The organism is Mesorhizobium escarrei (genome assembly GCF_935825525.1).
Classification (GTDB): domain Bacteria; phylum Pseudomonadota; class Alphaproteobacteria; order Rhizobiales; family Rhizobiaceae; genus Mesorhizobium; species Mesorhizobium escarrei.
On the sequence record NZ_CAKXZT010000126.1, the window covers coordinates 26,995 to 50,390 of the forward strand.

Annotated in this window: 16 protein-coding genes and 1 pseudogene; 7 read left to right on the forward strand and 10 right to left on the reverse strand. The window is 58.6% G+C overall.

Annotated elements, in window-relative coordinates; genetic code table 11:
- Positions 1-93: 93 nt before the first annotated feature.
- Genes NMG80_RS16010 through NMG80_RS16020 form a run of 3 tightly spaced genes read right to left on the reverse strand, consistent with a single transcriptional unit; the run spans position 94 to position 4,821 of the window.
- The gene (locus NMG80_RS16010; RefSeq protein WP_254018974.1) at positions 94-1,437 is read right to left on the reverse strand and encodes an ATP-binding protein; all 1,344 of its coding nucleotides are present in this window, start codon (positions 1,435-1,437) and stop codon (positions 94-96) included.
- Complete coding sequence (locus tag NMG80_RS16015; RefSeq protein WP_254018975.1) at positions 1,391-3,565, reverse strand: ATP-binding protein; 2,175 nt, start codon at positions 3,563-3,565, stop codon at positions 1,391-1,393. Before NMG80_RS16015 ends, NMG80_RS16010 begins: the two co-directional genes overlap by 47 nt.
- Positions 3,562-4,821, reverse strand: coding sequence for a metallophosphoesterase family protein (locus tag NMG80_RS16020; RefSeq protein WP_254018976.1), 1,260 nt, complete (start codon positions 4,819-4,821; stop codon positions 3,562-3,564). The genes NMG80_RS16015 and NMG80_RS16020 overlap by 4 nt, the downstream gene beginning before the upstream one ends.
- A 290-nt stretch (positions 4,822-5,111) precedes the next feature.
- Here NMG80_RS16020 and NMG80_RS16025 point away from each other — a divergent pair, with 290 nt between their 5' ends.
- Positions 5,112-7,721, forward strand: a complete 2,610-nt coding sequence (locus NMG80_RS16025; RefSeq protein WP_254018977.1) for an AAA family ATPase — start codon at positions 5,112-5,114, stop codon at positions 7,719-7,721.
- A 217-nt stretch (positions 7,722-7,938) separates the two neighbouring features.
- Here NMG80_RS16025 and NMG80_RS16030 read toward each other — a convergent pair whose 3' ends face one another.
- From NMG80_RS16030 to NMG80_RS37325, 6 genes are all read right to left on the reverse strand, one after another.
- Complete coding sequence (locus NMG80_RS16030; RefSeq protein ID WP_367185958.1) at positions 7,939-10,935, reverse strand: TrlF family AAA-like ATPase; 2,997 nt, start codon at positions 10,933-10,935, stop codon at positions 7,939-7,941.
- Between the two features lie 735 nt (positions 10,936-11,670).
- Positions 11,671-13,980: a DEAD/DEAH box helicase gene (locus NMG80_RS16035; RefSeq protein WP_254018979.1), complete on the reverse strand. Its 2,310-nt coding sequence runs from the start codon at positions 13,978-13,980 to the stop codon at positions 11,671-11,673.
- Entirely contained in the window at positions 13,910-15,232 is a 1,323-nt protein-coding gene (locus NMG80_RS16040; protein ID WP_254018980.1) for an ATP-binding protein, read from the reverse strand. The genes NMG80_RS16035 and NMG80_RS16040 overlap by 71 nt, the downstream gene beginning before the upstream one ends.
- Complete coding sequence (locus tag NMG80_RS16045; RefSeq protein WP_254018981.1) at positions 15,229-16,830, reverse strand: tellurite resistance TerB family protein; 1,602 nt, start codon at positions 16,828-16,830, stop codon at positions 15,229-15,231. The genes NMG80_RS16040 and NMG80_RS16045 overlap by 4 nt, the downstream gene beginning before the upstream one ends.
- 33 nt (positions 16,831-16,863) lie before the next feature.
- Positions 16,864-18,348 carry a TerB N-terminal domain-containing protein gene (locus NMG80_RS16050; protein ID WP_254018982.1) on the reverse strand — a complete coding sequence of 495 codons (1,485 nt, stop codon included), beginning with the start codon at positions 18,346-18,348 and terminating at the stop codon, positions 16,864-16,866.
- A 136-nt stretch (positions 18,349-18,484) separates the two neighbouring features.
- Entirely contained in the window at positions 18,485-18,853 is a 369-nt protein-coding gene (locus tag NMG80_RS37325; RefSeq protein ID WP_367185959.1) for a peptidoglycan-binding domain-containing protein, read from the reverse strand.
- Positions 18,854-19,564: 711 nt separating this feature from the next.
- On the opposite strand from NMG80_RS37325, the gene NMG80_RS16055 reads away from it, so the two are divergent.
- The 6 genes from NMG80_RS16055 to NMG80_RS16075 all read left to right on the forward strand — a co-directional run bounded on the left by NMG80_RS16055 (position 19,565) and on the right by NMG80_RS16075 (position 22,966).
- A complete protein-coding gene (locus NMG80_RS16055; RefSeq protein ID WP_254018983.1) occupies positions 19,565-19,846 on the forward strand; it encodes a PAN/Apple domain-containing protein in 282 nt (93 codons plus the stop codon).
- Positions 19,847-20,007: 161 nt separating this feature from the next.
- Positions 20,008-20,172 (forward strand): PAN domain-containing protein, encoded by a 165-nt coding sequence (locus tag NMG80_RS37330; RefSeq protein WP_367185960.1) that lies wholly within the window; start codon positions 20,008-20,010, stop codon positions 20,170-20,172.
- 387 nt (positions 20,173-20,559) lie between these two features.
- Positions 20,560-20,940, forward strand: a complete 381-nt coding sequence (locus NMG80_RS16060; RefSeq protein ID WP_254018984.1) for an excalibur calcium-binding domain-containing protein — start codon at positions 20,560-20,562, stop codon at positions 20,938-20,940.
- A 12-nt stretch (positions 20,941-20,952) separates the two neighbouring features.
- A complete protein-coding gene (locus NMG80_RS16065; protein WP_254018985.1) occupies positions 20,953-21,783 on the forward strand; it encodes a thermonuclease family protein in 831 nt (276 codons plus the stop codon).
- Between the two features lie 57 nt (positions 21,784-21,840).
- The gene (locus NMG80_RS16070; RefSeq protein WP_254018986.1) at positions 21,841-22,329 is read left to right on the forward strand and encodes a hypothetical protein; all 489 of its coding nucleotides are present in this window, start codon (positions 21,841-21,843) and stop codon (positions 22,327-22,329) included.
- A 31-nt stretch (positions 22,330-22,360) separates the two neighbouring features.
- On the forward strand, positions 22,361-22,966 hold the full coding sequence (locus NMG80_RS16075) for a BRCT domain-containing protein (protein ID WP_254018987.1): 606 nt from the start codon (positions 22,361-22,363) through the stop codon (positions 22,964-22,966).
- A gap of 90 nt (positions 22,967-23,056) precedes the next feature.
- Here the strand turns inward: NMG80_RS16075 and NMG80_RS16080 are convergent.
- Positions 23,057-23,391 (reverse strand): annotated as a pseudogene (locus tag NMG80_RS16080) (transposase); the annotation flags it as partial.
- Between the last annotated feature and the right edge of the window lie 5 nt (positions 23,392-23,396).

Here is a 23,396-nt window from a genome sequence, read left to right on the forward strand (position 1 = left end):
CCAAGTAGCTGCCGAGCTCGACGTCGTCATCAAATGTTTGGTAGGGCAAAAAGCCCTCATCGACGTGGAGCGGTACGACACAATCTCCCATCGCTATCCAAGTTCGTGAATCGCTACGCCCGGCACTACAGCCTTGGCGATCTCACAGAGGTGCTGGTGATGCGTCAGGTAAATTACCTGTCCTGCACTCGCCATTTCGCCAAACAACCTGAAGACCTCCTCGGAACGGACATGGTCGAAGGTTTCCATGATGTCGTCTGCGATGAAGGGCACGGAGGGCCGAAACTGCGCAAACTCGAAGTACCCGGCAAGCCTCAGGGCCAGATAGAGCTGAAAGCGCGCGCCCTTTGACAGCGCGTCGGCGACCTTGGATCGCCCATCGCGCTGCAATGCGATGAGCACTTCCCCACCCTTCACAGGTTGAGTTGTCAGGCCTGAGTACTGGCCGCGCGTCATGAGGGCGAATGCGTCTGATGCGCGCTCCATCATCCCGGAGCGGTGACGCTCGCGGTAGAGACGCAGAGCATTTCCAGCCGACATTATTCCCAATTTCAGCTCGATATAGCGGACGGCCTTTTCCTCGATTTCGAGAAGGACGGTGCGCCGTTCGGCATCTATGCGGGCAACAGCGCTGTCGCCGCCAATGGCGTCCAGCTTGTCGGTCGCGCGCGTCTGCCGAATAAGCTGGTGCTGTATTGCCTCGTCAGAAGCGCGAAGCCGTTGTTCGGCCTCAGCCTTCTCGATTGCGAGACTGTCGAGATCGACAGCATCCAATATCGAACGCGCCTGCTCGAACCCTTCCACCGCGAGCTCGGACGATGCCTGCTCTTCAAGCTCGGCCACGGCTGTGCGCAGGCGATCTCGGTCGCGCAGCAGTTCGTCGCGTTGCACGACGTCCGCTAGCGTGGCCACGCCAAAGACGCTCAGGACCTCGTTCTTGCGGCGCTCATGTGCCGAAATCTCAGCATCGAGCATTTCACGCGCATCCTGTAGGCGCTGCAGGTCATTGACGAGACTTGCCTTGGCCTCGCGCGTGCGCTCGCCGCGCTCCAGGCGCTCGGTAAGCCGGGTCGCCAGCTGTTCCGGTTCGTCGTCGTCGGCCGCCTCGCCCGCTTCGGCTGCAACGGCGGAAACCTCGACCAGAAAATTGTCCCTGTCGGCCTCCATCTTCGCGATGCGGAGCTGCATGGCGTCCCGGTCCTGAAGGCTCTTGGAGAGTTCAGCCAGTTGATCAAGGACACCGCCCATGCCGGACGCCGAGATGCCGCTCTCGAGCCAGGTGCCCTTGAGCGCTTCGGCAATACCGGCCTGCCATTCATCCTCACGCCGCTCCGCGACTTCGACAGCTCGGCGCCTGGCGGCTAGATCCTCTAGCCTTGTGCTAACCGTCTTAAGCGCCTCGGTACGCTCTGCGTCCACCTTGAATTGGTCTCTCAAGGAACAGCTCTGCCACGGCCATGACCCTCTCCAGGCTTTCACCAGGACCCGAACCAACACCAACGCTCGCCAGCGCCCCGCTCAACTCCAGGCGTATTCGCCCTTCCTCATCAACCGCCCGCTCGGCCTTCTTGCGGGAAAGCTCGATCTCTTCCCAGGCCGCGAGCGCATCGATCCGGGCAGCGATGCGATTCTCGATCAGCTCGATCAGCTGCTCGGGGGATGTTTCCTGGCACGGTCCGAGCAGCTCTCTTGCCGCTGCGCGAATTTCAAAGAGCACAGCCTCCCGATCTGAGCCGTTGCGTGCAAGTTGATCACGCGCATGCGCGATGGTGGCCGCGGTTTCTGCGAGGTTGCGGTTTGTGCTGCGAATCTCGACCAGTTCCCGGGCGTTGGCCAAACGGCCTGCTCCGACACTGTCGTCTCGGGCCAGTGCTGCCGCGAAATCATCCGCCGTATCGCCAGTCAGGTCACCGCGATGCCTTGCCCAGGCCTCGTCGCGGGCGCGCCGAATGACGTCCGCCGCATGATCGTCGGTGACATCGACCGAGGCACGAAGGGCTATCAGCCGCGCCGAAAGCAAATCGTGATTGCCTTGGTGCTCGGCAAGACGTTCGCAAAGGACACCCCTGCTCTTCCCAAGCTCTGCTGCCAGCGCCTTCCATGCGCCAAGTTGTCCGGCATTCGGAATGGCGAGCCTGGCCAATGCCTGAGCATCGCCCGACCAGGGATGCAAGCGCGTGATCGCGGCCTCCCATCGAACTGCACCTGCATCCGTGGCCTCGAGTGCCGCCTTGGTCTCCCTCATGTACCCGCTGGCTTTTGCCGTAGACAAAGCCGAAACCAGCCTTGCCCTGGCAGGCTCTGGGACAGCCCGTTCTTCTCCGACCCGCTCGCGTGCCGTCTGGAGCGCATCAGCAGCTGCCGCGGCCTCCCCGCGCGCAACGCGCACGCTGGTCACAATCCCGGATCGCTGCTCGACCATGGTGCGCACAGCGCCAATGGTTGCAGCAGGCAAGAGCAGTTTGGCAGGATCTGGCTCGGAGGACCTTCCCAGTGCGGCAAGGCAGGTCGCCATGGCATTGTCGAGGATTTGCAGCTCCGTCCTGCGGCTTGGCAGGTCCAGGCCGGCCGAGACGTGGCGCACCTTTCTGTCGGCCAGGCCGCGAACCCGTTCGGAAATCGCAAGGATCACCGCGTCCACGTCGACCGAGGCGATTTTCGTCGTCACCCGTTCGAGCTCTTCCACACTCGCGGAAAGCCGCGTTCTCAGACTGGCGTCGGCCTCGATCATGTCGGCGACACTGCCGGTCCAGGTCCGTGCCGGTGACGCGATCTCAGGCAACTCGGCCAGTTGCGCTTGCTTGCGCCGGATATCGGCAAGAATCGGGATCGCGCGAAGATACTTCGCGATGGTATCGAGCCGAGCCGACAGCACCGACCGTTCGGCGATGCTGCGGTTGTATTTTTCCGTCGCGTCGAGGCGCTCGGCTTCAAGGCTCTCATAAGTCGATGCCAAGGTGTCGACCGCGTCCTTATCGGCCTTAAGTTCCGCAAGCCGCTTCTTGAGCAGCGCAAGTTCGGTTCCGTGTGCCTGCTTGCGATAGAGCCTGTCTGCTTCGGCCTCGAGCACGCTCAATATTTCGCTTGCGTGCCCGAGGCCGGCGCTGGCCGTGAACAGCAGCTTGCCCAAGTCGCCGCGCGATTCCAGGATTGATTTTCCACCTGCTTCCAGCGTTTCGTCGTCCAACGAGAACATGGTCTCGTATGAGTCGCGAGACAGCCCGGCCAGATGCGCTGATATCGCCATTTCGCTGACCGGTTGGCCAGTCTCGTCCAACAATGAGTTGGTGCGCTGTTTCGTGCGTGTGAAGGTGTGCTCCGCGCCGCCGAGTTCGAGCACCCCGCCAATGCGCATCGCACTGTACTCGTGCAGGAAATTGTAGCGGCTGCGTTCCTCGATGCCAAACAGCAGATCGAGGTAACCGGAAAGTGCTGTCGACTTGCCGGCCTCGTTCAGGCCGAAGACGATATGCAGGTCGGGTCCCGACTCGGGTTTCTGTCCGAAGTCGATCGTCCTGTCGGTAAACTTGCCATAGCGAATGAGGTCAAGGCGGCGCAGCCTCATTGTGATCCACCGGCCTTGAGGCGGGCGGTGACCAGGTCTGCGCCGTTGGCAAGCACCCTATCGAGGAACAACTCCAGCTCAGCCTCGTCCTTGCCGGCGAAATCGCGCCCATCGGGCGGAAGATCCGCGATCATCTTCTGGACCAACGCCCTCGCCTCAGCTCGGAACGCTTCCGAGCCGGCATCGGCGCGCATGGATTGAGCGAGTTCGAAAATCGGATCAGCGATGCCGTCGGATGTTTCAGCTGAGGGTGGAGAGACGTTAAGCTCGAGCTTCTCCACCCATGTGTCCCCCACCTGTTCCGCGACCTGCTCAGCTTCTGCGAGCAGCAGGTCGCGGTCACGGATCAGCGCCCAGGATAAAGGTGAAGCCCCGGTCAGGCCGAGGCGAACCACGGCATGGCGGGATCTGACGGAGGCGCGCACATCTTCGAGCGCGGAGCGGACTCGCCCGACGACTTCGGACCATTCCACCGTTTCGGTCACGTCGACGTTCACCCGCTCGAATTGCGCGACACTGGTCAGCCTCTCCTCGATCTCGACGGTGCGGTCGTCGCGTACCGTCACCAGGGTGACGGATTTCTCCCCGGCCTCGTTGATGTCCCTGCCCTGCGGAATTCCTGGCATCACAACGGTGCTCGCGCCGGGATGGACTTGGCGGACATGGATGTGCCCGAGCGCCCAGTAATCGAACCCATGGCTGTGCAGATCTGCGACGCTGCAGGGGGCGTAGACGTCGTGGCCGGGCGATCCGGACAGGCTGGTATGCATGATGCCAACATTGACCGCGCCTTCACGCGCAGCTGAATATTTGGGGAGCAGACTGTCCGGTGCCTTGGGGCTGGCAAAGCTCAAGCCATGGAACATGACGTCGAGCCCGCCGGTGGTCTGCAGCACTGACTGAGGACGGCCACCGAAGATCGTGACCGTGACCGGGAACACGAGCTGTTTCGAGATCCGCGACATGGCGTCATGATTGCCACGGATCTTGAAAACCTTGATGCCGGCCTGGTGAAGTCGTGTCATCTGTGACGCCAGAAACCGCGCCGTTTTCATCGACGTCTGATCGCCATCATAGAGATCGCCGGCAATGATCAGGGCATCGACACGTTCCGCAAGGCAGAGATCCACTATCGAGACAAATGCCTGACGGCTGGCGTCTCCGACAAGTTCGGCAAGGTCGGGGTTTCGCATCGCCAGCGAACGCAGCGGCGAGTCGAGATGGATGTCGGCCGTGTGTACGAATCGAAATGCCATTGAGCGGTCTCCGGCTGTGAACATACCGGTGTTCGACCGAGGCTCGATAGAAGAATTTCATAGCAGCGGTGTTGGCTTTCTATCACGTTGGACGGTGTGATTGTTGAAACTCAGCCGAGCCCGGCAAGGGGGAAACGTGAGGTTGGGTTCAGGGCGTCACAAAAAACCACAGTCGGCATTTACTGGGCGTTCAAGTGTTGGACACAAGAAATAGTACCCGCCTGTTTCGTTGGAGATTGACTTTGTACCCGATTACTTATCGGAATGGCGGCTGATCGGGGGGAGACAAATTGACAGTTCAGGACGTGCAGGCGGCACCGCCCTCTCAGGCGACGGTTTGGGATGAGCTGGAGATTTGGGCGAAGGATTTCTCGCCCTGGCAAAAGCTGACACTTGCTTGGGCGGTGCGCTATGGCGCTCTTACTGGAGAGCAAATCGGGCAGGTCTATAGTGTCTTCCTGCATGGATTTGGACTGGCGGATGAACCAAGTCCAAAGATTGAGATTCCGGCAACAATAACCGGCAAAGCGAGCGGGCTCGCCTCCCAAAAACCCCGGCTCTTGCGAATTCATGACGTCAGCGGCGTAAATGCCCTGACCCCAACTGCCGAGCTGGTTTTTTCGCCCCAACTGACGCTCATCTATGGTGGAAATGGTGCCGGAAAAAGCGGCTTTGCGCGCATCCTGACGAATGTGTGTTTCAGCAGAACTCGGCACGCGATCATTCCCGACATTTACGACGATACCGCTCCAAGAAAAGCCTCGGCCACCATTGTCTTGGTCGATCACGCTGGCAACGAAATCCCTCTCGTCTTCGATGGAACGACGGAGCATGCCGAACTGAAGAGGTCTTTTGCAGTTTTCGACAGTTCAGTGGCGGGAAAGCATTTGACGGACTCGGGGCCTCTCGGCTTTAAGCCGGCTGGCTTTGACGTATTTCCCGAGATGGCGAGGGTGTATGGTCTGTTGGCTCAGAGGCTGGCCGCCGCCATCGATGCGCGACCAAAGCAAAATCGCTTCGTAAACGCTTTCATTGGAAACGTAACGGCCGCTTCGGCGGCTGTAGCTGAACTCGGGCCAAAGACCGACCTGGCGGCTCTACGGAAGCTAGCGGAGTACGGCAAGGACGAACATGCCCGAGTTGAGGAAATCCAGCGTTTAACGTTGGAATTGCAGTCCACCTCGCCGGAGGAGAGCATTCGACGGCTCACAGAAGCGCGTATGCCAGTCGAGGTTCTGCGTGACACCTTAAAGCAGCTGCGCGCGGGTCTATCGCAGACTGAGCGGGATGGGGCGAAAAGCCTACTTGCGGAATTCAACGACACCGCCAGGAAGGTAGCGGCAACCGGTACGGCATCGTTCAAGTCGGAAAAGTTGAAGGGTGCCGGTGGGCTGGAATGGGAAAAACTCATTACAGCCGCTTACAAGTCGGCTGCCCTTGAACACGATCATTATCCAAACGACGGCGACAGTTGTTTGCTTTGTCAGCAGCCATTAGGCGACCAGGCCGTTGAACTTTTTGGCCGATATTGGGAATTCCTCACCAGTACGGACCGGACGGCGCTGGTGGCCTTGGACGACCAGATCACGGCCAAGATCAAGGGTTTCGAGAGCCTAACCCTCGATATTTTCGGCGAAGACACGGTTGCCCGAACATATCTCAAGACTGCGCATCCCTCGCTCAATGACCAGATTGTTCAGCTCCTTGCCACCCTCAAGCTTGACCGGGATGCCATCGTAGTAGCCTTGCAAAAGGCAGGAGAGACGTTTCGAGGCGACGGCACCATGGATTTGACACCGGCTTTTGAGGCTGTGATTACAAAGATTGACGCGGATATAGCAGATTTGAAGCTTCTCAGCGTGGCGGATGCCATCGCCAAGCTCGACGCCGAGAGGGTGGAGCTTCGTCATCGCGAAGTTCTAAGCAAGAATCTCGATGACATCGAAAAATTCGTAGCGGATCTCAAATGGTGTGAGGTCGCTGACTCTAAGGCCAAGCCGGCTTTGAGCCCCCGCCGCCTCACCGAGAAAGAGGGGGAACTGTTTTCAAGGGTCATTGCAGAAACCTACAGATCGCGACTCGGACATGAATGCTCCGGACTCGAATGTGCCATCCCGGTTGAGTTTCGCACCAAAGGCCAGAAGGGGCAGACGATCCGCTCGCTCGCCATCAAGGAATTCGCTTTGGATCAAATCCTGAGTGAGGGTGAGCAAAGGGCCGTTGCCTTGGCAGACTTTCTGACCGAGGCCGCTCTCAATGAGCTCAATGCCGGGCTAATTTTTGATGATCCGGTCAACTCCCAGGACCATCAGCGCAAGGAACGTATCGCTGGCCGGCTGGTTGAGGAGGCCAAGAGCCGGCAGGTCATCATATTCACACACGATCTCTTGTTCTTCACCAAGATTTGCGGCGCAGCGGAAAAAGCCCAGATCGAACCAATGATGCACTGGGTTCAAAGAGGCATCAACGACAAGCCTGGATTCGTCAGCCTCAACGACGCCCCGATTTCCACGCCCCAGTATCTCAAAACCAAGCTGGCGGAAGAAACGTTGGCCCAAGCGCAACAGCTCCTCGGCTCGGCTCGGGTAGATCTGGTGCGCAAGGGCGCCAACCAGCTACGGCGCACAATCGAGGAGGTGGTGCCGCACCTATTGCTCAAGCAGGTTGTGAAACGTTGGGACGACCGCATCATGGTGACGGCGCTTCGACGCGTGATGTGGGATCAGGATCTGATTGAGGAAATCATTGATGTGTTCGAGATGTGTTCTGCCATCATGGAAGGCCATAGTCACACTGAGGCAGGTACAGAAGCGCCCCCGACCATCGAAAGGTTGGGGCAGCTTGTCGAGCGCGCCAAGGCAATCATCACCAAGGCAAAACCGGATAAGCCTAAGAACTAGAAATTTGGATGCAACGCGCTCAGCAATCAAGGTCGCCTTCGAGAAGCCCTCATACGCTCTCAACGACGTGAATGGCAGCTTTGTGCCTCGATTTCGGTCCTCCCCATCACCCGCTTTTGTTCCTGAACGCAGTCGGTCTGGTTCGCCATTGACCACGTCCGTAACCCTTCACAGGAGCGGACGTTACAACAGAAAGCAGCACCGCAATACTCCGCGATCAGGTGATTTGATACTTCAGTCGACGTTGTACGAAGGCGGGCCGCGAACCTTCGAGCACCCTTACGATATGGCCGTTGGTATTCGGGTTCTCGATCGCGCCGCAATCATAGCTGAACCTGTAACCGTTCACCTTGTCCAACCGGACATAGACGATTTGTTCGGCGTCGGCTCCGATCGCGAGGTTTGGGTTATGCGTCACCAATATGACCTGCCGGGTTTTCTTTGCGTCGCGAATACACCTTGCGAGTACCGCGAATATGCTGTCGTTGTCGAGATTGTCCTCGGGTTGGTCGATGATGAGGGGTGAGCTGTCGGTGTCCAGGTGTAGGTAGAAGACCAGCAGCAGAAGCCCCTTCTCTCCGGGGGAAAGCTGGTTCAGGTCTTTGCCTCCCAGTCTCAACTCGTACCGGGGTTCGAAGTATTCGAGGGAATAAAGGAAGTCGTGGAATTTCTTGACGTCTTTGGTCTGCCGTCTGATGCCACCCGATTTCATCGATCTGACCACATCGTCCACAAAGGAAAAGATGCTTTCGAAGGAGTTCCAGTCGACTATCGATAGCTTCTGTTGAAGAGCGCGCGCGCCTTCCGCGACTCCGCGGAAGGGACCGCTCACGTTTTGGTTCAGGTGGTTGAAGAATTCTTCACCGAACTTGGGAGACGGTACAAAAGACGCGTCGATCGACACCTTGAAATCCCCGGTACTCACCGCGGTGAGCCGCGACTCGACCTTGCTTTTCAAACCCCCGTAGAACGTTCTTATCTTGTGCTTGCTTTCGAAGAGGGCCAAGCACAGCGCCCTACGGTCTTCATACGCCTTGGACAACTCACCCGGCAGATCGTTGTCGATCCGGGCAATGCGGGCCTCTAGTTCTGCGATCGTCCCTAGTTTCGGCGAGTCCTTTTGACCGACGATATTGCTGATCTGCTCGGATATCTCGCGGACGGCCTGCACATACCTTTGATAGCGCTGTTGAGGTGCCGAGAGAGCGGCGCGCGTCTCGGCGATGCGATCGGCAATATATTTCTGCGCAGCACGCAGTTCGGGTATACTGGCGACTTTGGAAAGATCGGTCTTTGAATCGAAAACCATGGCGCTCTCGCGCTCAATCGCCACGATTTCTTCGTTCACAGCCTCAATCTTCTTCGTGACCTCTTCGAGATTAACGGTAAGACTAATGACCTGGTCAACATCTAAGCCGAGACCGCTATACTTGGTTTTGAAAACTTCCTTGTCGCCTTGCACACGGCTTTTCAGGGCATTTACGGCGTCCTTGAATTCGCTGGCCTCTTGCAAGGTAGTCTTGTGCCGACCGAGCCGCGTGACGGCGCTCTTTTCACGCGCAGCAAGGTCGTCCAGCAACCGGGTTTGTGACGCGATTTCTTCTGTCGCCGCTTTCTGTTCCGCACTCTGAGCAGCCGGGGCAGCTTCCTCCGGAGGCTTCGACGCTTCGAGTGTGGATACCTGCTTCTGAAGGACCCCTAGTTCCGCCTGCAGTTTGGTTTTGAATTCAGGTTCGCTCTGGTCCTCGAGTTCGAGAATCCTGATGTTGAGTTCCCGCAGCTTCGTTTTGATCTGGCTAGCTTCCTGTCGACTGTTCAACGTCTTCCGTTCTTCGAGATCGTGGAAGCTCTTGGCGTCCATCTTGTCGCTGATGTCGACGTGCGAAAAAACGACGTCTTCGATTTCCCGACGCAGCGCCTGGACTTCGATTTCGTTCGTCAGGCTCTCGAAGTAGTTTTGTGGCAGGTATTTGACCGCCTCCGGCGAAAGTTCATCGACATCATCGTTCAGAGTCCGTTCGACAATGCTCCCGCTCTTCCATACCAGACGACCCGAAAAATTCTCGGCGAACCCGGGCCGCTTGAATTTCCTGTTCGCCTGACTGTCGGTTAGAAACGAGAAATATTTAGCTTGGCGAGTATTTCCGAGCAGTGCGACAATATCCGCGACAGCGCTTTTGCCGCTTCCCTTGTTCCCAATTATGGCAGTCAGCTCAGGGTTGAACGGGATTTCGACGTTCCGAAACCAGGTGCCGTTATGACCGGCATAGGCGGCGAGGGGATTGATCTCCAGCCTGTCAATGAACTGCGTCGCCTCGCGCTCGAGCCGGACGAGAACGGTTGGACGGTCTCCGACAAAGACGCGATGTTCCGGTTCGAAGATCGTCTGACGGAGACCTCGGAAAGTCAGATTGGCCTTGATCCAGGTCGATTGATAGCTCGGTTCGTCCCCTGTCAAACGTCCGAGGTCCTCGAAGGAATGAGCGTCACTGGCGTCATAGAGGGGCTTAGGCTCCGACTTCGACGCGTCCTCGTACCGGGAGTCACTCAGGAAGAATGCCGTGCTATTCGACTTCCCAAAGAAGGCGCTACTGATCCTGTCGAGTTCATCGGAAATGGATTTGCTACGCTGGGAATTTTTGGCGGTACCGCGCAGGCCATCGTTTCCGGCGGCGGTGACGATAATGTATTGCTCCGGCGCGAAACATCCTTTTAGCGAGTCCTTGACATCATGTACGCTGACGGTGGCCGCCGCGTAATTCGCAGACGTCAGTTCACTGCAGCGTAACCGTCTGCCACCAACGGATATGTGCGTTTCCAGGTCGTTGAGGAACTTGCTCAAGGCTTCGGGCGTCGCGACAGCCGGGTCTATCAGCACATGTGTGTTGACGTTTTTGCCGTCGATGCTGACCGTCTCGGTCAAACGCAGCTCCAGGTTCGGGATCACCAGCTTGGCCGAGTCCGGATACGATTGGCGATACCACTTGACGGTGTTCAGGTAGCCGTCGAACGAAAAATAGTCCGTTATGCCAAAGGCCTGGACCTCGGATTGTTCGAGAATAGCCACGAAGCGTTTCCACGTCGCTTCGTCCGGTTTACCATATCCGCAAGAGAGCTTCGTACCGGGCGCGTGTAAATGCAGGTCCCACTTAAGCCACTGCGATCCTCGATGAGCCTCTCGTTTGGTAGCACGCGGCGTCGGGGACTCGCTCATCCGAAGCACTCCAGGTAACGGTTTTCCGATCCGAAGAAGCCATACCTGTCGTCCGGCAGGATCACGAATCTGCGACTAGATGAAAGCGCGGGTGCAATTTAGCCGGGTGAAAAAAGCAATCAAGGCGTGTTCTCACCACCTTAAAGCACAATGCACCGCCTGTCGCCGAAAGATGAAAATCTGTGGTCGAGCAAGCCTCGCCAATTTGGACAAGGCTCCATAAGTAGTGAAGCTTCGAAGGATCGGTGTCGCAAACGGCGAGGCGACGCTCCTCCTCCGCCCGACGAGCGTCTGCCCACCTCATCTTGTCCCATTCGGTCCAATACCGTGCCATAGACTTCCGGCCTGATCGGCACTGGAAGGAACACGTCTGGTAACAGGCTCCGGAAGGCGAAGGCCAACGTCCCTTCGCCTTAGCTACCTGGCGTCGGGCTCGCTGTGGCAGCTTTCAGAGCTGCCGGGCCGAAAAAATCGCCATCTCAGCCGTGTCCAGATCATTTCTGTAATCACCGCTTAGTGCCGACCGCAGACCTTGACGCTTAACTCCATGGTGTCCGCGTCGCGTGCCCCGTCAGCGGACGGTCTGCCGTCGGCCCAAACGAGACGCTCTTGTGTGGCGCTGAGTGTCTGCAATTGGCGCACGCAGACCCGGTCAATTGCCGATGCGTCCTCTATAGCAGCCTTCGACATATGCGAGGGCTGCCAGCGCAGAGAGCGAGCAACCGATCCCGGCGGTTATGCGACTTCATGCGTCGTATGGATTCCCAGTGCGTTGGCGGCGATCAGTGGCAAGTCCTTGGCGCTGATTCTCTCCACCATTGTGACCAATGTCATCAGGTGATCGCTCAGGAACGTGTCGAACTTTGCCAATGCCGGTTGCGCCAGTCGTGCAGCAAGTTCTTTACCGTCTGGCGCCGGCGAACCAGCTATGTCCTGCAGAGTTTCGATGGCTTTCTCGGCCTCGCATTCCTGAAGTTCAATCCCATGCCCGAAATGCGATGCTTTGAACTCGCGCGACAGCAATGCCAGGGTTAGCGTCTGTAATTTCCTGGTTCCGACCCAGGGCAAAATCAGGACGCCCTGCCCATGCGCTATGATTGAACGGCTATCCAGCTGCAGGTCGAGGAAACAACTGCGGGCCTCATCCAGCAGCCGGTTGGCGGCAGGATCGAGATAGGGGTACGCCTCATCGGATGCGAGAACCGCGCGCATTGTTGCCACCACGTGATCGTGGATGGCCGCCCCCTTGCCATTGAAATGCGGTGGCTTTCCAGCCCGTGTCTGCTTGACCATGATGACCCGAGCGCGATCGTCGATTTCGCTGACTTGCCAGCGGCGCCCCGCAAAAATGATGGTTTCGCCCCGTGCAAGCGGAGAGCTCAGCGGATAGGTGCCGAGCGTGCGTGCATCGTGAATGATCCGGTATTCTCGTTCCGTAGCGAAAACAGCATAGAATTCGTACGATTCCGTGATCTTTTCGCCGGTCTCTCCGATCATGAGCAAGCCTTCTGGGGCCTGCTCTATCAACTGGTTTTCAGGCGTGGCCATACACCGAAGCAATTCGGCAAACAGCGTCCTGCCCACGGCTCGGAAGGGGCCGCGCTCGCACAACAGTTTCCAGGCGACTATCGGGCTTACGCCGCCGGTCTGCACGATCAGTGCCATCACTTGATGGAGGAGCGTCGAAAGATGCAATCCAGCTGGCAATGGCGGCTCACACCATCCCGCCCGCAGGCACTCGACCATCGCGATCGACTGAACCAGATCCAGGCGAAGCCGGTCGATTGGGTGTCGTCCCCTACCAATGGGAGGCTCGATGACGAACATACGCAGCGTTGCAGGCTTTCCGGCCCTGCGGCCGGATCGGCCGAGGCGCTGGCGCAGTGACGCGACCGAAAAACCCGGCCCGATCTGCGCGATGGTCTCCACCTCGCCAATGTCGATTCCGAGCTCCAGTGTGGTGGTCGCGACCGCCGTGGTCGGGCGCGGATCGTCTCGAAGCCGCGCTTCGATCTCCTCGCGCATGGCTCTTGCCAGATTGCCATGATGCGGGAAAAACTCATTTGGAAAGCTCGCTTCGTCGCACATCGAACGCAGCATGTCGGCATAAACCTCGACATTGGCGCGAGATCCGGCAAACAGCAGATTGCTCTGGCCGCGCAGCAGACGAAACAAGTCGGCCGCAAGCGCCGCTGGCACCGTCGATTGTTCAAAAGGTTCGGCCGGCTTTCCCGTCGGATCGCCATCGTCTGTGGTGGGCGTGAGATCGCCTGGTGCGGTGCCGTCCAGCAGATAACCCCGGATCTGCAAACGGACCCCGTTTCCCTCGTCCTTGCCTTCCACGATCGTGACGCTGGCCCCTTTGCCGGGTCGCAGCGCTTCGGCAGCCAGGCTCATGTCACCAAGTGTTGCCGAAAGACCAATTCGATCGATCCGGTCCCGCACGGTCGCCACTTCGATCCTGTTCAGGATCGACTGCAGCTGCATGCCTCGCTCGGTGCCTATGAAGGCGTGCAACTCGTCGATAACCACCGCATCGAGGCGCGAAAACATCTGCGCAACCTCCCCGCCCCTGCGGACGAGCAACGCCTCAAGCGATTCCGGAGTGATCAGCACGATACCCGAAGGTCGTTTTCGTGCACGGGTTTTGGCATCCGCCGACACGTCGCCATGCCATTTGTGCAGGAGGACGCCGCTGCCTTCGCACAGGCTTTCCAGCCGCCGGTGCTGATCGTTGATCAGCGCCTTCAGCGGGCTGACATAGAGGATGGCGAACCCATCGGCGCTGCCTGCGTGTTCGGCATGTCGGGTCAACAATGGCAGGAAGGCGGCTTCGGTCTTGCCGGCGGCAGTGCGTGCGGAGATCACGACATCGCCACCCGCGAGGATGACCGGGATAGCTTTTTCCTGAACGTCCCGTAGCGACGGCCATTTCCGCTGCCAAATCCAGCGCCTAACGGGCTCGGAAAGCGTGTCAAATGCGGAGGGTTGCAAGCTCGTCGTCCGCTTTCCCTTCGACGTCGTCGATGGGCTGGTCGCCTGCACCGCCTCGATCTTCCGCGACGTCCAATGCGCCGAGCATGTCCTTCCAATCTGTGCCGGGGTTTTGCTGGAGAATCGCGAGCAGATCGACGAAGGCTTTCACCGTGTTGCGCGGAGTCCGAAAATAGGCCTCGCCGATCCGGTTGGCGCAATGGTCCATGAAGGCGTGGAGTGCGGCGTCTGGTACGAGCCATTTCTCCTGATCGCCCGCCGCGAAGACGTCGCGTAGCCGCTCCAGGAGATGGTAGAGTTCCTCCGGCGTCAAGTTCGGCAGATTGACCACCGGGCCGGAATAGTCGGTCAGGCCATTGCCGGCAAAACTGTTTCCCGCAAGGCGGGACTGCAAGGCCTCGTAGGAGTAGAGCCCGCGCCGCGTGTCGAGCAGAAATTCCGGTGTACCGCCCAGAATGAAACCGATGCCCTGCGTTGTGCCCTGCAGGACATCGTTGAAGATGCGCAGGATCTGCTCGTAATTCTGTTTACGGGCCTGGGCGCTCTGCAGCTTGTAGAGATTGACGAGTTCGTCGAGGCAGACCAACAGACCGCCAAAACCAGCGAGCCTTGTGAAACGGGCGAGCAGTCTCAAGCCATCGTAGAAGGACGCGTCGTCGATGATGGTACGCACGCCCAGATCGCCTCGCGCCTCTGTCTTGGTCGAGTATTCGCCGCGCAACCAACGTAGCGCAGCGTCCTGCAAATTACTGTTTCCTTCCTCGTAGCCCCGCGCATAGGCAACGATGACGTTTGCGAAGTCATAGCCACCGACCATCTCGCGAAGATCGCCAAGGCCTTCCTTGATGGCGATTTCAATAGTCGTCCCGGTTGAGGAAGCGCGTTCCGATGCTTTTTGTATGTAGCTTTCCAGAATGTTTCTGAGCGCCCCTCCGTCTGGAGCGGTACGGGTCGCAAGACTGGTGGCGAGCTCGGCATAAAGCGTACGCGCCTGCCCGCCGGTGGCGTGGATGCGGCGATCCGGAGAAAGGTCGGCCTGACAGACGGAGAGCTTGCGCTGAAGTGCGATCTGCCTGATGAGAAACAGGAAGAAGGTCTTGCCGGCACCATAGGCGCCTATGACGAGACGGATACTCGACCCGCCGTTGCCGATCCGCTCTATGTCCTGGATCAGCGCTTCGATCTCGCGCTGGCGCCCCACCTGAATATGCTGGAGGCCGATGCGCGGCACGACACCGGCACGCAAGGCGCTGATGATGGTGTCTCGATCTCTTGGTTTGATAGGTGGAGGTTTTGTCGTCATGCTGACATTCCTTCGGCAGAGACGGTAAGCGATGGAGACTGGAGAGTAGCCTCGGAAAACAGGCTGGCGGTGACGATGACAGGGTCCTCGCCGTCCAGGACCAGTTCGTCGAAGCGGTCGAGCGACCAATCGTTGAGTGCTTGCTTCGCCGCGCCGGGCATCAGATCGGCAACGCGCACCAAACGCTCAAAATCCGAAGCCGTCCAGGTTTCCCGCTCGATCAGTTGCGACAGAAGCCACGCATAGCGTCGCTCCAGCCCGTCGAAGCGCGAATCCCCATTGGGCGCCGCGATTTCCTCGATCGCGGGCTGAAGCTCGATCGGCGGCTCTGCTTCGTCCACGAAGATATCGGCAAGGACGCTGGACGTGCTGCGGGTTTCACGTCGGATCGCTTCGAGACGAGAGATGTCGACACGCGTCGTAGGCGCCCTGGGAGGCGCCGGCGACACCGAAATGCCGGGCGGCTGGATCCACATAGGGATAACAAGGGGGAGGTCGTCGTTTCCGTCGCGCGGCCTGTTTTGCGGCGCGACACTCCCCTGCAGTCGCAAATACAGGGAGTTTTGGTCCAGATCCATCTGTCTAAACAGCTTCTCGAGCTGCGACACTTCCCGTGCGTGAAGGGTTCCGTCTGCCACGGCGACTGCCACCAATTCATCGGCAAGATCTTCGCGGCGGTGTTTTGGCACGTCGCTTATGCGTTTAGTCCAGTCCACTACGCGGCTGGCATCGGCGGCGCAGACCTTGATCTCGGCTTTGAGGCGTACACGTTCGTGCATCGAGAGGCCGGGCGCCTCGTCGACCTTGTCGAAGAGCCTGCGTTCTTCCAAGGGGTGGAGGAGACCGTCAGCGAAAGCGATCACCATGCCCAGCATGATCGACAGTTGCATGGGGCGGTAATGCTGGCTCGGTTCGGGATCAGCTTCAGCTTCACGTTCCAGGCCAAAGACCATCGCCGGTTCGTCTGGTTTTGCCGACCTTAGGGAAAAGGAAGGGTCGGCGGTATGACCATAGCCAAAGGCTGCCAGAATTGCGGCCAGTTCCTTCTGCTTTGCCCGCGGGGAAATTTTATTGGGCTCCATCCCAGCCAACTCAGCGAGCTGTTGGATCGATATCAGCGCATCATGACTCGACAGTTCTCGCAGCCGCCTCAACGGCAGACCAGGCAGCCCTTCACCATTCTTCACGCGCAAACCCAACGGTAGCTGGGCAACAGCCGCAAGGCTAGGCCTTAGTCCTTCCGAACGGCCGAGCATGCGACTGTAGTCGTCGAGCCGATCCGTGCAGTCGTCGAAGATGCGGCGTGCACCGCCTATCGGTTCGCTGCGGTTTGTGATATCCGGCAGGTCACCGCCAAAGGGGCGGATTGCAAGATCGAACGTCCCGCTGCAGGCACGGTAGTTGACCTTCAGTTTTCGCACTCCGGCGGCCGGAACGCGCACGCCATTTGGATATTGCTTCTCCACCGCTTCCGCGAACAGCTCTCGCAAGAGAGTCTGTGCCCGTCGCGCCGGCGTTCGCACCCTCGTTTCGGGGTCGGCAAGAACGTAAGCCAACAAAAGGTCCGGCTCGATCGCCTCTCCGCTGCGCACCCGCATCCCGAGGGCGACCTTCAGCTTTATCGGGATCTCCTAACTATTTTCCTCGACCTCCAGATCAAACTTTTCCGGCAACTGAGCCGACTTTAGCTGGTAAGCCGAAAGCAACTCACCAGCGTAACGCTTGAACGAACCATTCCCTCCATACACCTGCAATAGCCGGCAAACCTCGGCAACGATACCATCGGCGTCGGGTGGGCTTTCCTCCAACATGAGGCGGCGTTCGAGACCGTAGAAATAGAGGAACACGTATCCGATATAGGCGTCGGGATCGGATCGCGATCCGGCAAGCCAGTCCAGATAGGATTTTCGCGCCGTGGGCGAAATGCTTGAGTAAGACGGCCAGTAGCCCATCGTTTGCCCCAGCGGATCGCCGTGAATGGCCACGGACAATCTTGGGTCGATCAGGCAGTTTTCCGCGTCGATTGAACTGCCCTGCCTCGGCAGGTGCTCACCTACGTAGATCATGCCGCCGGAAATGTTATGGCTTCCCACCATTGCTGCTGTATTCGCAGGAATCCAATGTGCCGACTGGCGCGCGGCAGGGCTCGCTCGCACTGCGGGTAGCCGGTCGAACCACCGCGGCTGGTCCGACCCGGCGGTGTTGGGAACAATAATAGGGCCGCGCTGCCGAATGAGATCCGAAACCTGAGCATTATGCGATGCGAGCGATCCTTCGGTTGTCGGCGCTGCGGAAGCGACCTTGGTGTCCTCAATGCTTTGCCAACCCGCTTCTGCGGCTGAAGGATTGGGCACTGGTGTGGGCGGTCTAATGGCTCCGCGTTGTCTGATGAAGTCGTGGACAGCTCTATTATGTGCCGCGACAGAACTCGCAATATCTGATGCTAAGGCTTGTTTCTGTTCGACCGGTTGTCTTTCAACTACAGTATTGGCTGGAACGATCGGATCGTTCCGAACCAAGAGGTGCCTGTTGCTTCTGTCCGATTGGTCGACACCGGTATCAAGTTGGCTGCCCTTGCTTTCGGAATCCGACGGCTGCGTCTGATCCGTTGCGGCCGTAGGTAGAATGAGAACAGGACCGCGATGTCGAATGGATTCCGCTATCTGAGCATTACGCGATGCGAGCGATCCGTCGCTTGTTGTCGTTCCCGGGTTGACCTTGGTAGCCTCTAAGCTTTCCCAACTCGTTTTTGCGGGAGTTGCCGGCTGCCTGGCTGAAAGATTGGCCCCTGATTTGGGCCCTCGGATTGCTCCTCTCTGACGGATGAAATCGTGGACAGCGGCGTTGTGTGCCGCGATTGAAGCCGCCATGTTCGGCGACAGGATCGGCGTTTGTTCGACTGGCTGCCTTCTATCAGCAATGCTGGCTGGCACCACGCGATCGTTCGGAATACGCAGGCGGTGCCTGCTACTTCTGATCGACAGGTCGAGACCGTGATCAGGTTCGCTGCTCTTGCTTCCGGACCGTGCTGGAACCGGGTCCGCGCCCGGCTTTCTTCGCCGTCTCCGCAAGAAGAAGAACGCGGTTGCGACCGCTAGCAGGCCCAAATAGATCAAACGCGGTCTGGGGGTGGTTGGCGCCTCGCCGACCTTGTTGGGCTCGGGCTCCAAACGATCGGATTTAGCTGACGCCCCCTCAGTGTGCGCCGCCAAAGGCGGCGCCTGGTGGACATCGCCATCAGCTTGCCGGGCTTCACCCTGACTTGTTTGTGGAGTTGTCTTCTTTGGAACACCAGGCTTCTCTAAGCGACGGGTGCGAGTGCGTGGCTATGGGCGTCAACGGGCCACGCGTCACCTGGGGTTGCGGAAAAAGTGCGGCTGACGTCGCTTCGTCCAAAGTACCGGTCTGACGAAGATTGTTCGCTTTCTGGAAAGCCTTGAGCGCACTGATGGACCGACGTCCCCAAATTCCGTCCGCGGTCCCGAGATCGTAGCCATGGTCGGCAAGCGCTTGTTGAATCTGCCGAGCGGAATGTTGAGATTCCTGTGAAGTTGCGGGGTCTGTGACGCTCAGTGCTGTCGCCAAGGCGACCACCACAGTCCAAGAAAATGGCAACCTCATCGCTTTTGCCCCGCCGTCCCAGTTTAAGCATAGCTGGGATGAGTTCCTTTGAGAACTCGCGCTATTACATTTCCTCCGAATGAGGGCGGACGTTCAACAGCAGAAACTGCCGGTCTCATTTGATTGCACTCTTCCCCCTCGAACTCGTCCTCGTTCAGCCCGAACAGGATCTCCATTCACAATAGCCGATCCTGCGATTACAACGATGGGCCCTAAGGCCGGGCCAAACGAGGCCGGGCCAAACGAGGCCGGGCTAAATTTCGACCCATGTCCGAAATACGCCGCAAATTTCGGACAATGCGCCACCTGTCGGTCTGCCCACTGCTTATCGCCGATCGATCTCTTGATCAGGTACAAGCAGACGCAGCGGTGGTTCCGTCGTCAGGGTCCAGCTATTCGTCGGCCTCGACTTCAACGGCCTCCTGGCCGAGGAGGGAAAGGCAGACAAGCTGAAGTCGCCGCCAATCGAACAGCCGACGCTGCCGCCCGCAACCCAGCCAATCCAGATACGTTCGATTTCTTAAAGTTCGCCAATCGCCAAGTGACCTTCGCTGGCAGCACTTGGCAACTCGAGTCCGGTCATCATTTTGACAGTGAGAAAGCTCCAACTTGGGACAGCGCTTGGTGCTACACGCGGAGGCTGGCAAACACCGGAGTCGAGGTTCAGGTAAGTCTTGTCAACAGAGCCTCACCTCGAAGCCGCAGGCACCGTTGTCATCAATCGAGACACTTGCGTCGGTGGGCCTTGACGACAATTCGGCGCGAGAACTCGCCAGCCGTTGCCTCTGGCTCGACGAGGCCAATTTCGCGCCAAACGATTTCGACATGGACCATGAGCGGAAAGAAGCAGCTGCGGCGGCCCAAGAACTGTCTGTGCAGGACGGATGGGACGCGATCGGTAACGATTTGCCGGGTATGCCCGCTTGGAATGTCTCGCTTGAACAGTGTCGGGCCCAATGCGAAGCAGATCAGCGCTGCTTAGCACTCACCTAGGATAAGAAGCACGCCGCCTGTTTCATGAAAGACAATGGTTCGATTCTGGTTAGGAGTCCTGACGCAGTGATGGCGGCGAAGGGGGCCATCCAGGCGAATCTCCAGTACTCCAGCCTCGTTTTCGCCAAGGACACAGTAGTCGTTGGGGCGCTTACCCGAATGTGCGGAGCAGCTATGCCGACTGCATACTGGCCTGCGCCGCTGATCAGAGATGTCTAGGCTTCAATTTTGATGGTCCGAACAAGATGTGTGCCATGCTTGACAACGTGACATCATCCTCTCCTTTCAGGGGCGTGACGTCGGGCGTTAAAGCCACCCGCAGTTAGGGTCTTTGATGTCATCCAAACGGCTGCGTGAACGAAGGCGTATGGCGCCTTCTTGTTCTTGGGCACGCCGGCGATCCAACGATCCAACTCGGATAGTCTGGATTTCTGCGGCGTTAGTATCGAGTAAGCCACGGCGGCGACCTGCATGTGCCCGCCGTCCCACCAGGCCAGCGCAGGAGCCGATGATAGGATCAACGAAAGAACGGAACCAACGACGAGCGCACCACGCATGTATTCCTCCCCGACGCCGATACTTTGCTGATCTATCAACTGTAGACGACGCGGCAATGACGGCAATGGTGCCTTCAGGAAAAGTCGAACCTCTTCTGGATTCGACAACAAAAGACAAATGGCGCATGATCTTGCCTGGGTTGGGGAAATTCATTCATGGGCGTGCGTGAATTTTCGTGCGTGTTGTGCGCTGTGCTCTTCTCGGGCTGCGCAACCGACTACTTGAACCATTACGATACAGTGACACTCGCGGCTGGCGACGTCGGCCATATAAATCTGCTTCTCCTAACGGCCGATCCGTTCAATCCGAACAGTCAGAATACGCATATCGAGGGCGACGGCGTGGACGCTGCCGCAGTCGTCAATAGATATCGAGGGGTGTCGGCAGCGCCCTCGCAATCGTCACGGGCGGGCGGCGGCGATTTGGATTGCGCAGGCGGCAGGGGAAATAATCCCGTCGTGGTTGGTCCGGTGAAGATCACCAACGGCGATCGCAACAAGCTGGACCGCGATCACGACGGCGTCGGGTGCGAGTAGGGGCGACGGACGTTGGACAGCTCTCGCTACGACAATCGATCTGCCCAATGGCGCAAACGAAGTGGCGCCAAGCTGCGGCGTGTGCGCCAATTGGCCGGCATTCCAAAGCGACTGGTCATCGTAACCGTGGCTGCGATGGCGGCCTATGCAACGCAGTTCGTCATGCAGCACTTTGACGGCATGCCTGAGCTCAATCTGGCGAACTGGACCAACACGAGCCCGGCGCCGATCGCCGGTGTTGCGTCGGTGATCGATGGCGACACGATCGAAATTCACGGACAGCGGATCCGCTTTAACGGAATCGACGCGCCAGAAAGCCGGCAGTATTGCGACGACGCCAAGGGCTTCGAATATGCCTGCGGGCGCCAAGCCGCCGAAGCACTGGACAAGTTCCTGGCGGCCTCGAGGCCAGTGCATTGCAGCTTCGTCACCTGGGACCGTTACGGCCGTTTTGTCGGCGACTGCCGGCGCGCCGACGGCGCCGGTGTCGCCGCCTGGATGGTCGAGCACGGCCAGGCGCTCGACTGGTTTCGCTACAGCCACGGCGCGTATGCAGCGCAGCAGACCAAAGCCGAGAAGGCGAAGGTCGGCCTGTGGGTCGGAACGTTTCAGGAGCCATGGAATTGGCGCGCTGAGCATGCGGATGGTCAGCAGCCGGCCGTCAGTCAACCGCTCGGCATCATCAGCCGCCGGCAGGTGGCGCAAAGCTACTCATGCCAGCCGCGGCGGACTTGTTCGCAAATCGGCTCCTGCGACGAAGCCCAATGGCATCTCAGCAATTGCCCATGGGGCCGCAAGTTGGATCGTGATGGCGACGGCGTTGCATGCGAAACGCTCTGTTAAGGAACGACAAACGGCAACTGAATCTTGGCGGATTGAATAATTTGGGTGGGAGGGTAAATGGAAATCGGCCGGCGTGCCGCAGCTTCGGCCGCAGTAATTTTTGCGCTTGCAAACGCATCATGCACAACGTCCCAAGAGGCGCTGAACAAGAACCCTCAGGCAGTGAGCACTTCCGCCCTTTGCAGATCACATGCATCGGCGAGTAGTCAAGGCTTCCGTGACGATCTCTATACGGAGCTTGCTCGGCGGTCGGTGACGCCACAACAATGCGCCGACATGATCAGAAAGCAGAACCAGGCGATCGCCGCGGGCGTGGCGATCGCCGTGGTAGGCGCTGCCATCGCGGTTTGCTCGAACAACAACTGCGGCGGCGGCGGATATGCAAAGCCGAACTATTACCAAGGTGCCGATTGGGATGAATTCTACAACCAGTACGGCCAATTGGTTTGGGCGTGCCGTGACATCTCTAGCGGACAGTTCGTCAAGTACAGCAACTGCTACGGCAAGGCGCAAACGGATTGGCGTTGGCCTGCAAAGTACGCATGAGTACTGGGTTTCTTGAAAGAGGGAGGTCTTAGTGGACGACAAATTTTACAATCGCGTTGGCGGTGATCGCATCTCATCGCGTCAAGTCGACGAACTCATAGGACTTGCGCGCGGCCTAGCCGCGGATGGAACCATCAACAAGGCCGAGGTCGAATTCCTTCAAAAATGGTTGGCGGCGAATGCGGAGATCAGCAACCAGCCACTCATCCGAACCTTGTATCGGCGCATCAACGATATTCTCGCAGACGGCGTGCTCGATACGGATGAACACGCCGAACTTCTGGACACGCTAAACAGCTTTTCGAATCGAGATTTCGAACTTGGGGAAGTGCTAAAGCCTACAACGCTGCCACTCTGCAGGCCGGCCCCAACTTTGACCTTCGCCGGCCGGCTGTACTGCTTCACAGGTACATTCAATTTCGGTCAGCGAAAACACTGCGAACAGGCCATTGCAGATCGTGGTGGCTTCGCGGGAGGTCTGAGCCAGAAGACAGAGATCTTGGTGATAGGGGCCTATGCCACCGAATCTTGGAAACACTCGTCATTTGGCGACAAGATCGTTAAGGCGACCGAGTGGCGCGACCAGGGATTGCCAATCTCGATTGTGGCCGAGAGCCATTGGGCTAGCTTTCTCTGAGAGCGGGAGTTCACACGGCACGAACCTTAGACGAGGGTTCTCCCGGCTATGGCGGGCCTTCCCCGAGCGGCGTGTCGCCACCATCATCTCCCAGTCGACCTCCTCCGCTCCCTCGGCTGAACGCTGCGTGTTCGCGTCTGCTCTGATGAGGCTGGCATCGACGGCGGGTCCTCGTTGCCGACGAGACCTTCGTCGATGCAGCGGCGCACCGTAGTCTCGAACAATTCGCGCAGCAGACCGCTGTCCCGAACGCGGCCGTGCCGGTTCTTGGAGAAGGTGGAATGGTCCGGGACATCACCCTCCAGGCCAAGCCGGCAAAACCAGCGATAGGCAAGATTGAGATGCACTTCTTCGCAGAGGCGGCGCTCGGGGCGGATACCCAAGCAGTAGCCGACGATCAGCATCGGGATCATCAGTTCCGGATCGAACC

Coding starts and splice junctions, on each gene's coding strand:
- NMG80_RS16020 (WP_254018976.1), bottom strand. CDS start 4,821: ATGGCATTTCGATTCGTACACACGGCCGACATCCATCTCGACTCGCCG.
- NMG80_RS16060 (WP_254018984.1), top strand. CDS start 20,560: ATGGGCGTGCGTGAATTTTCGTGCGTGTTGTGCGCTGTGCTCTTCTCG.
- NMG80_RS16030 (WP_367185958.1), bottom strand. CDS start 10,935: ATGAGCGAGTCCCCGACGCCGCGTGCTACCAAACGAGAGGCTCATCGA.
- NMG80_RS16070 (WP_254018986.1), top strand. CDS start 21,841: ATGGAAATCGGCCGGCGTGCCGCAGCTTCGGCCGCAGTAATTTTTGCG.
- NMG80_RS16045 (WP_254018981.1), bottom strand. CDS start 16,830: ATGCGGGTGCGCAGCGGAGAGGCGATCGAGCCGGACCTTTTGTTGGCT.
- NMG80_RS16040 (WP_254018980.1), bottom strand. CDS start 15,232: ATGACGACAAAACCTCCACCTATCAAACCAAGAGATCGAGACACCATC.
- NMG80_RS37325 (WP_367185959.1), bottom strand. CDS start 18,853: ATGAGGTTGCCATTTTCTTGGACTGTGGTGGTCGCCTTGGCGACAGCA.
- NMG80_RS16015 (WP_254018975.1), bottom strand. CDS start 3,565: ATGAGGCTGCGCCGCCTTGACCTCATTCGCTATGGCAAGTTTACCGAC.